At 58.8% G+C, this 6,626-nt stretch carries 5 protein-coding genes; all 5 read right to left on the bottom strand.

Annotated features, from left to right (window positions below; translation table 11 throughout):
- Window positions 1–870 precede the first annotated feature (870 nt).
- The 5 genes from IVA91_RS29345 to IVA91_RS29325 all read right to left on the bottom strand — a co-directional run bounded on the left by IVA91_RS29345 (window position 871) and on the right by IVA91_RS29325 (window position 5,947).
- On the bottom strand, window positions 871–1,872 hold the full coding sequence (locus tag IVA91_RS29345) for a nitrilase-related carbon-nitrogen hydrolase (RefSeq protein WP_247419241.1): 1,002 nt from the start codon (window positions 1,870–1,872) through the stop codon (window positions 871–873).
- Between the two features lie 10 nt (window positions 1,873–1,882).
- Window positions 1,883–2,593: an SDR family oxidoreductase gene (locus tag IVA91_RS29340; protein ID WP_247459776.1), complete on the bottom strand. Its 711-nt coding sequence runs from the start codon at window positions 2,591–2,593 to the stop codon at window positions 1,883–1,885.
- A complete protein-coding gene (locus tag IVA91_RS29335) occupies window positions 2,590–2,928 on the bottom strand; it encodes a hypothetical protein (RefSeq protein ID WP_247419236.1) in 339 nt (112 codons plus the stop codon). The genes IVA91_RS29340 and IVA91_RS29335 overlap by 4 nt, the downstream gene beginning before the upstream one ends.
- 607 nt (window positions 2,929–3,535) lie before the next feature.
- Window positions 3,536–3,955 carry a CopG family transcriptional regulator gene (locus IVA91_RS29330; protein ID WP_247278024.1) on the bottom strand — a complete coding sequence of 140 codons (420 nt, stop codon included), beginning with the start codon at window positions 3,953–3,955 and terminating at the stop codon, window positions 3,536–3,538.
- Between the two features lie 12 nt (window positions 3,956–3,967).
- Window positions 3,968–5,947, bottom strand: a complete 1,980-nt coding sequence (locus IVA91_RS29325; RefSeq protein ID WP_247450185.1) for a conjugal transfer protein TraG — start codon at window positions 5,945–5,947, stop codon at window positions 3,968–3,970.
- Window positions 5,948–6,626 lie beyond the last annotated feature (679 nt).

Below are 6,626 nucleotides of genomic sequence, written 5' to 3'. Positions count from 1 at the left end.
CTTTTGGGCCGTCAAAGCCCGAAAGTTTGCAATCCCCAAGACCTTCTCGCCCCGAAAACTGATTCTTGATCAACCGCTTGGAGGTTCTTCACGGACGACTACTGTTTGCTCCATCCGGCCAGCATAGGCCTGGATACTGCGCCCTGAAACTGCGGTTGTTTACTGAGAGCGTGCCGGCGCCTCCTGGAGCACCGTGCGGCGGCAGTTACGAATCTTCATCGCGTCTGGAGGCTGGGTCGAGGACACCATTTTGCGTATTCTTTGGCCCAGCGCTCAAGCCGCGCGGCTGGCTCCGGATCGTTGAGCGCAAGAGTGGGCACCTTCTCGGCAAGTAATCTGGTTTTATCGTCCTCCATGGAATTCCTACCCCGAATGGGGCTCGTGTTGCGCAGAATGCTGGATGCCCTTGCATACAACTCACCGTAGCTTGACTCCGCGTTCACCTTCAGCCGCCAGCTTCCCCGGCGAGGATTGCCTGGACCTGATCTCCCCCGCCGTTGGACGCCACTCGGAAAGACCTGCCGTGACGACCGTCTCGAGCTGACGATGTGGCCTTTGCGATATGAGCGGATCCTCATTGAGGCAACATCCAGATCTCGAGGCGGGGCGCTGCAAGGATGGGCGATGCGGCGGTCAGCGTAACAGTTCGAACACCTGAAGCGTACTTGCCGCTGCAGTGACGAGGTGCGCTGTAGGCTGAAGGCCTCGGCGAGGCTCCGCAGCTGGGCATTTCTCCAATAGAGAATCGGTCTGGATCATGCGAGCGGCCCGCATGGCCCTGCTGCAAACTAGTTCCTTCTACCTGTATCTCCGGCCGTTCGGGTCGAAGCGGGATGCACCAATCTCCTCCGGCCCTGGCGGGCAGGACCATTAACTCTCAAGCGGCGTCAGAGCGCGGGCCTCGCGGTGAAGGCCGGTAGTCGCCACGCTCCTGGGGGGAATAATCCGTTCATGGACGTGCGAAGAAGGTGTCCGGTCGATCAGGAGGCTGATCAGTTCAGGGCGACTGTAGTGACCGCTTGCATCCATCACTCTCTTGCGCCCGTCGATTTCGATGAAGTCGAGATCTGCAATCACATCTCCTTCACCTTCCTTCAGGGGCTCGCCTATCAATTGACCATCGGGGGCAACGATAGCGGTGAAGCAACCGCCCGAAATCGGAGCGATAGCAGCGCCCGTGTCGTTGGCAATTTGGGCTTGTTGGTCGGCGTTGAGCCATGCGGTTGCGCTGACGACGAAGCAGGCCGACTCAAGGGCATGCTGCCGGGTGCTCACTTCCGTTTGCTGGGAGAAGAGGGGGCCGAAGATCGAACCGGGGTACATCGCGGAGTGGATCTGCTCGCCATCGGCAATCAAGGCGTATCTGGCCAGCGGGAGATAATGTTCCCAGCACACAAGCTGGCCGATCCGGCCAACCGCGCTGTCTACGGCGCGAAGGCCGGCACCGTCGCCCTGGCCCCAGACCATCCGCTCATGATAAGTAGGGGTGATCTTGCGGCGACGCTGGATCAGCGTGCCGTCCGCATCGAACAGGAGTTGAGTGTTGTAGATTGATCCTCCGTCCCGCTCATTGGCGCCGACGGAAACGACCATTTGGGCGTCCTTGGCGGCATCGCCGATCGCATGCGTCTCCGCAGAGGGTACCGTAAGGGATTGCTCAAGCAGCCTCTGATGCTCCTTGGCAAGCGTGAAGGGCGGCTGGACGAACGAGAAATACGGGTAGTAGGGAATGATGGTCTCGGGGAACGTGGCGAAACGCACCCCCTTCTTGCCCAATTCGCGAATCTTTTTGGTGATCTTCTCGACTGTCCCCTCTCGGCTGTACAACATGGGGCTGATCTGTACGGCGGCTGCCTTGACGATGTTTCTCATTCTCTTCTTCTCATTGTGAGTATTCGAGCGCTGCACTGGACTGGTGTAGAGGACGACAGATGACTGTCACGGGAGGCTCTTCGAGCACATCGGCAGGGCTTGTTGGATTCAGGGCTGTGTGCGTCTGCCATCGACAGGCACGTCGATGCCGGTGATGTAGGATGCGTCGCAGAAAGCGAGGAAGCTCACGCGCCGCGATCTTGCGTGGCTTGCCGAAGTGTTTCGCGGCTATCTGCTCGAGCAGGACCGTTCCGCGGTCTTGCACGCTGGCCTCGGAAATGCCGATCTTCCTAAACAGCGGGCTTTCGATGACGCCCGAGCCCTCGGCGTTTACCTGAACGCTTCGGCGGATCAGTTGGTCGCCAAGCGCTCGCGTCAAGTTGCACAGTGCGGCCTTGGATGCGGATACGGCCGATGTTCCCGCAATTCCGACCTGATCGGACAAAGAAGCCGTGAAGCCGATCGCGTTTAGGTTGCGCACGAGAGGCAACGCGCTGTGGACGTTGAAATAGGGTCTAGGGAAATTGACGCTTAAGACGTCAAAGCTCTGCTGCGTTGTTTCCGCGAGCGAGCCGGGTTTCGCGATTTCGGCATTGGCATCGAAACGGGCTATAATAGTTTCGCGCATTCCTTCGAAGCGGGATAGCCAGCGCGAAAAGCGGCAATCGCCAAGCCTCCCTGTCCAGATAGCTGCACAATGCCCTGCAGGACTTTGGCTCATGACGCGTTTTCCGCATCGCTTGGCTTATGCGTTGAGGGATAAGGCTTTCTACCTACTGTGTCGGTAGTCGCGTCGGCTACTGCCGTAGTCGAATCATGCGCCATCATGTAGTACGTGGCGAAGTGGCCGCTCTTGCTGGCGATCTTACCATTCTTGCGAGTGAGGTTGCCCTTCTCACGTTTGGTAATCAGCTTCATCTTGCACCGCTTGGCGATCAGGGGCATCGGGACAAGCTTCCATCCCGTGGCCTTGCGCAACTCTGCTTGTGTAACGCCGTCTTGTCGTGAGGCGAGAGAGCGGATCAGATTGGATTTGGTGTGAGGATGCTTGGCCATCGTCGCCATCCGGGGGAATTGGGCCTCATTCAAACGGCTCCAAGCCAATAGGCTTCTCGTGGCGCAGCTGTCCCTTCCATCGAAAGGGGACGATTTAGTTCCGTTCCTTTGGAATTGTGGAAACATGTTGCAGACGATCTCAGGCGTTGCCCGATCGCAATCTGACGTAAACGGATAACGTCGCACCAGTTTGCTGAAGTGTGCGGCAGTGCAAGTTCTCGCATTTTTCGACAGGATGTTCGCATAGTAAGACCTTACAACGTGGATTGCTAACACAGAGGACCTGCGATGCAATTCGCTAAAACTGGTAGGCCAACTATTCAGAAGACCTTGAAACTCTGGAAGGCTTCCGCTTGCTCAAGCAAGCAGCGTTACTCCAGTGAGCGGCAGCTCGATGGAGACCGGACAAGTCTCAACTCGCTTCAGATTTCAGCATTCATGTCATGCGGCCTGCTACCCTCAGATATCTGCCGTCGGTACCAATCTAACGCGCTCGCTCCGTTCGATTTGGCTCTATCGTTGTTTGCGGCCGAAATGTACTCGGCGCGAGCACCCTCGCAAATTCCCTTGTAGTCCTGCATCGCCCGCCCGCTCGTCGGTTGTTGAATTACTCTGGAATTGCGGGGTTCGAATCGAAGCTCACCTCTTTCAGAACGGTTGATCCGCTGGAAAGCCTTCGGCCAAGCGCTTCAACGAATCGATCATAACGTTCGGCGCCTTTGGCGCGAGCGGCTGGACTGGATTGTTCTGGTAATGCCGGCACCGATGTCAACCAGAAGCGAATGAACAGGGCGAGCGTCTCGAGCGTGATGTTGCCATTGCGTTCGAGACGCTCGAGCAGCCGTGCGGTCCGATCCAGCCGCTTGGCAATAGCCGCCTCGCGTCGGTCGGAATCGTCAGGCGAAAGAAATGACGTGATCGCGGCCTCTGCGACCAGCGACTTGGGTTGGCCACGACGCTCCGCGAAGACATCAAGGGTTCTGAATGTCTCCGGATCAAGGTAGACACTGAGCTGAATCTTTTTCACCGATTTGCCAACTCAGAGGTCCATGCCATCGTCAGGGTCGAGGCTGGTCGCGCGCGCTAATCCGTGCATTGCGCGGCTAAGCGCTTGTGCCTGGACAGCATCTGCGTCGGGCTCATCGGGACCAGCATCGAACTCATGTTCCGCGAGCGGTGCCTTGATTTCGATCTCCTCGTGCTGCGGCAATTCTGGCTCGCGCCGCAGCCCTCCATTCGGATCGCCACGCTTTCGCTGCCGAGGCGCAAGCAGTTCGGTCGAGGGCGCAGGGGTTGGGTTCCCTGACCAGTCTTCATCTGGGCGCGAGGACAAGAGAATTGTTCCTGTTTCAGCGGGCTTGACGATTCGCTTCTGAAATTGCGGGTCCTCATAGTAACGAACCTTAGTGGCACGCAGCGGATGGAGGCCCGACACCATCACAATCGCCTCTTTCGATGAGAGCTGCATGACTTCGCCGGGCGTCAGGAGCGGACGGGACGTCTCTTGGCGGCTCACCATCAAGTGTCCAAGCCAGGGACTTAAGCGATGCCCGGCATAGTTTTTCATGGCGCGCAGTTCGGTTGCGGTCCCCAGCGCATCCGAGACGCGCTTAGCGGTGCGCTCGTCATTTGTGGAGAAGGCGATCCGGATGTGACAATTGTCGAGAATCGCGTGGTTCGGCCCATAGGCGCGTTCTAACTGATTCAAGCTCTGAGTGATCAGGAAACTGCGAATGCCATAGCCCGCCATGAAGGCAAGCTGGCTCTCGAAAAAATCGAGGCGGCCAAGGGCTGCAAACTCATCGAGCATCAGGAGGAGCTTTTGACGGCGCCGGTCGGGATCCAGGCTCTCGGTCAGGCGCCGTCCGATCTGGTTGAGGATGAGCCGCATCAGGGGTTTTGTGCGGACGATGTCGGATGGCGGCACGACGAGATAGAGTGAAACGGGCTGCTGTCTGTCGACGAGATCGCGAATGCGCCAATCGCTCCGCGCGGTGACCTTAGCGACGACCGGATCGCGATAAAGGCCCAAGAAGCTCATTGTGGTCGACAGCACGCCCGACCGCTCGTTTTCGCTCTTGTTGAGCAGCTCTCGCGCAGCTGAAGCGACGACGGGATGAACGCGATCACCAAGATGGGGAGTCGCAAGCATCGCATTCAGCGTGGCCTCGATCGGGCGGCACGGGTCCGAAAGGAATCTGGCAACCCCGGCAAGTGTCTTGTCAGCTTCAGCGTAGAGGACATGCAGGATAGCGCCGACGAGCAGAGAATGGCTGGTTTTTTCCCAATGATTGCGCCGCTCGAGCGCCCCTTCGGGATCGACCAGGATATCCGCGACATTTTGCGCGTCTCGTACTTCGCAATCACCACGGCGAATCTCAAGAAGGGGATTGTAGGCCGCGCTTGCTGCGTTGGTCGGGTCGAACAAGAGTACATCTCCAAGGTGCGCGCGCCACCCCGAGGTCAACTGGAAATTCTCGCCCTTGATATCGTGGACGATCACCGAACGCGGCCAGGTCAAAAGCGTCGGAACCACAAGGCCGACTCCCTTGCCCGAACGGGTAGGCGCAAAGCAGAGCACGTGCTCAGGCCCATCATGGCGAAGATATCGACCATGGAAACGCCCGAGCACAAGGCCATCGTTGCCTAGCAACCCCGCCCGTTTGACTTCGCGCGTATCGGCCCAACGCGCTGATCCGTAAGTCGTGACATCGCGAGCCTCATGCGCGCGCAAGACCGAAAGCACCATTGCTGCGGCGACTGCCGCGATCCCACCGCTCCCGGCAATGGCGCCCCCCTGGAGGAATATCGTGGGCGCGTAAGCGTCGAATTCAAACCACCAGATGAAGAAGGCAAACGGCTGGTAGACGGGCCAGGTGCCTAATCTGAACCAGGCCGGTCCAAGCTGCGGCTGGAACGCAAGCTGACAAGCAGTCCATTCGGTCGCGGCCCACACGAAGGTGAACGCGATTAGGCAAACCAGGATCACCTGATGCCAGATGATTTTTGTCGCAGACATGGCTTGCCGATATCGACACGATCGACCTGTTGGCTACAATCAGAGGCTTATGCTTCTCGTAGTCGCGCGCGCCCTGGCGAACGGATCGGCGGGTCAGATTGGCAAGCCGCGTTTGGGCCCAAAAAGATCCCTCGCGTGGAACAGGCCGCCTCAAAGCACCGTCCCAAGCAGCTTCGCGTGATAGGCGCTTGGATGATGAGACAATCAACTCGTACCGTGCTGCCGCTCTAGGCGAACCGGCCGGCCTTCGCGAAGCGAGGCTCCGGGTTATAGATGTCCGGAAGGCTAGCTCGCGTCTGGCCTAAGCTCTCCGTAAGTGCGCGCGATCAAGCGAGGTGCGGCGTGCCACAACGCGTTATCGATGAGGCGGGCGTCCCGGATTAAATCGGCGGGAGGCGGGGTCGCGGAGTACAAGAATCATGCGGGAGCGTCCCCGGCAGGAGCTTATTTCCGATGGGTGTCGCGCGCCATGGAAAACTGCCCCCTCAGCGTCACGAGGAATTGCCCCCTCCTCGGATAGCTGGGGAGAGAGTGAATGAAGCAGGAACGAATCACTGAAGGCTCGTCGTGGATTGATCCACGGGGGCAGGTGATGAAGACGCCGGATGACGTGGCGGAGATGTTGCGCCTGAGGGCGTGCGGGTGGGGTCTGAAGCGGATTGCGCGACAGCTGGGCTGC

The organism is Bradyrhizobium sp. 153 (genome assembly GCF_023073835.1).
GTDB lineage: Bacteria > Pseudomonadota > Alphaproteobacteria > Rhizobiales > Xanthobacteraceae > Bradyrhizobium.
The sequence above is the reverse complement of the archived record's forward strand: the minus strand, read 5'-3'. Positions and strand labels throughout refer to the sequence as shown.